Below are 2901 nucleotides of genomic sequence, written 5' to 3'. Positions count from 1 at the left end.
AGTCGCGCTGCTGTTGACTTTCGCCATCGCGCCGCTCGTGTCGGCGTTGAAACGCGTCGGCATTCCGCGCCTGCCTGCCGTGATTGCCAGCGTTTTGGGCGCCTTTGCCGCGCTTGCGCTGTTCTCCTTCGTGGTGGCCACGCAGGTCAGCGACCTCGCCCAGAACATCCCCGTCTATCAGATCAACATCCTGACAAAGATCCGCGCGCTGAAGGAAAACGGGCTGGGCAACGGCATCATCTCGCGCTTGAGCGGCGTGATCGAGCGCGTCGGCCAGGAATTCGAGCGCCAGGAGCCGCAACTGCCGTCCGCCGCCCAGACGCCGAAGCGCGATCCGATCCCGGTCGAGATCGTCGCGCAGGAAAGGCCGCTCGAAGTGTTGCAAAAGGTCATCGAGCCGCTGCTCAGCCCGCTCGGCTCGGCCGGCCTTGTGGTCGTCGTCGTCATCTTCATGCTGATGGAGCGGGAGGATCTGCGCGACCGCTTCATCCGTCTCGTCGGCTATGGCGATCTCCACCGCACCACCCAGGCGCTGCAAGATGCCGGCAAGCGGGTCGGCCAGTATCTGTTGATGCAGCTGGTGGTGAACGTCATCTACGCCATCCCGATCACCATCGGCCTGTGGGTGCTGGGCATACCCAATGCGCTGCTTTGGGGCATGCTGGCGCTCGCCCTGCGCTTCGTTCCCTATATCGGGCCGATCATCGGCGCGCTGCTGCCGCTGTTCCTGGCGCTGGCGGTGGCGCCCGGCTGGTCGCTGCTTCTGTGGACCGGGGCACTGTTCATCGCCATGGAGCTGATCACCGGCAACGTCATCGAGCCATGGCTCTATGGCTCGCGCACCGGCCTCTCGCCGCTCGCCATCATCGTCGCGGCGATCTTCTGGACCTGGCTCTGGGGGCCGATCGGCCTGGTGCTGTCGACGCCGCTCACCGTCTGCCTCGTCGTCCTCGGCCGCCACGTTCCGCAGTTCGAGTTCCTCGACGTGCTGTTCGGCAACGAGCCGGTGCTCGAGCCTCATGCGCGTCTCTATCAGCGGCTGCTTGCCGCCGATCCGGACGAGGCGACCGACCACGCCGAGGAGATGCTCGAAGAAAAATACCTGTTCGAGTTCTACGACCAGGTGGCGATTCCGGCGCTGCTGCTTGGCGAGCAGGACCGCATGCGCGGCGTCATGGATGACGAACAGCGCAAACAGGTAGCGGCGAGCGCGCTGACGCTCGTCGCCAATCTGGACGCCAGCGCCCAGGAGGAAGCGGAGGAGGCGGAAGCCGAGGAGGAAGAGGACCAGCAGGCAGCCACTGCCTCGGCCGAGGCCTCGCCGGGCAAGGCAGCCTCAGCCAAGATCACCGCGGGCAAGGCTGCTGAAGGCAAGGCGAACGATCGGAAGGCCGGCGACGGCAAGGAGCCTCTATCGGAGGAGGTCGATCTTCCGGATGGCGTGGGCTTCTCCGTGCTTTGCGCCGGCGGGCGGGGCGAGCTCGACGACGCCGCCGCCGCGATGCTGGCGCAGGTGCTGGAGGTGCAGGGCGCCGAAGTGTCGAGAGCGAGTTTCATTGACCTCGAACCTGCCGGGATCCGCCGCCTCGACCTGAGCGGCGTCGATACGGTGGTGATCGGTTTCCTCAACCGCGACTCCACCAAGCACGCGCGCTTCATGGTGCGGCGGCTGAAGCGGCTGAAACCGCGTCTCAGGGTCGGCATCGTGTCCTGGTCGGAAATCGGCAACAGCGACGCCAAGGCCGCGGCCGAACTTGCCGCCGGGCTTAACGCCGATTTCGTCGCCCATGGCATGGTCAGCGCCGTGACGGGCGCCCTGTCGAGCGAGCCGCCGGTGATGCTGAAGCTTGCGCCGCAACGCCGGCCACGCCGCCGGCCGGCCCGCAAGAAGGAGCTGCAGGCGGCTGGATGAGGGAGGCGACTTCCCCCTCAATTGACCGGCCCGAAGGCCCGCGCGAACCGCGCCGCTTTGCGATCCGCGCGGGCAGGCGCCGGCCCCGCCGGCGGCGCCACGCCCCAGCCCTCAGGCTGGCCGGGTGGCTGTCTGGTTCGGCCCTTGTCCGGCCGTTTCTGTTCTGCCTCGCCGATCCGGGCAGAAGCCCGGATCCTTCGGAGCGCGCTAGAAATGCAGGTCCAGTGCAGGCGGATGGCTTGGCCTGGATCGTCTTGAGATCGGAGCCGCGCGCCAGCGCCAGCGCTTCCGCGAAGCCGCCGACCACGGTGGCGATTGTCCGCGTCAGCCCGGCGAGTTCCAGCGCGTCGTCGATAGGCCCGCGATCCAGCCCGCGGCGCGAGATCAATATATGCCGGCCGGCGGCGAAGCGGGCGGCGGTGATCTTGCCGTCGCACAGCGGATGGCCGCTGCGCACCACGCCGACGAAACGGTCGCGGAACAGCGCCTGCGCCCGCACCTCGGGGCCGGTCGAGCCGCCGATAACGCCGGTCTCGAGATCGACACTGCCTTCGCGCATCGGCGCGCTGTCCTTGTCGGGCTTCGGCACGAAGCGCAGCTGCACGCCCGGCGCTTCCTCCGCGACGCGCGCGAGAAGGGAAGGGCCGAAATTTTCCACAAAACCATCGCTGTTGCGCAGCGTGAAACTGCGCGTAAGCCGCTTCAGGTCGAGCCGTTCGGCGGGGCGCAGCACAGCTTCCGCCTCCTTCACCAGCCGGCCGACATCCGTCCCGAGCTCGATGGCGCGCGGCGTCGGCACCAGGCCGCGCCCGGCGCGGACCAAAAGCGGATCGCCGGTCACCTCGCGCAGTCTTGCGAGCGCGCGGCTCATTGCCGACGGGCTGAGCTTCAGCCGCCGCGCGGCTTTCGCGACACTGCCTTCGGCGATGAGCACGTCCAGCGTGACGAGCAGGTTGAGATCGGGTCGCGACATGGTGCGATCTTAGCAC

General features: G+C 67.9%; 1 protein-coding gene and 1 pseudogene. One reads left to right on the top strand and one right to left on the bottom strand.

The window, feature by feature from the left end:
- The coding region (locus EOA60_RS26775) for an AI-2E family transporter (RefSeq protein WP_164899556.1) at positions 1–1912 on the top strand (1912 nt) is incomplete at its 5' end.
- A gap of 256 nt (positions 1913–2168) precedes the next feature.
- On the opposite strand, the pseudogene EOA60_RS26770 reads toward EOA60_RS26775, so the two are convergent.
- Positions 2169–2885 (bottom strand): annotated as a pseudogene (locus tag EOA60_RS26770) (LysR family transcriptional regulator); the annotation flags it as partial.
- Positions 2886–2901: the final 16 nt, after the last annotated feature.

Source organism: Mesorhizobium sp. M1A.F.Ca.IN.020.06.1.1, from assembly GCF_004023265.1.
GTDB lineage: Bacteria > Pseudomonadota > Alphaproteobacteria > Rhizobiales > Rhizobiaceae > Mesorhizobium.
Note: the sequence above shows the minus strand (reverse complement) of the source record. Positions and strands in the feature narration are given on the sequence as shown.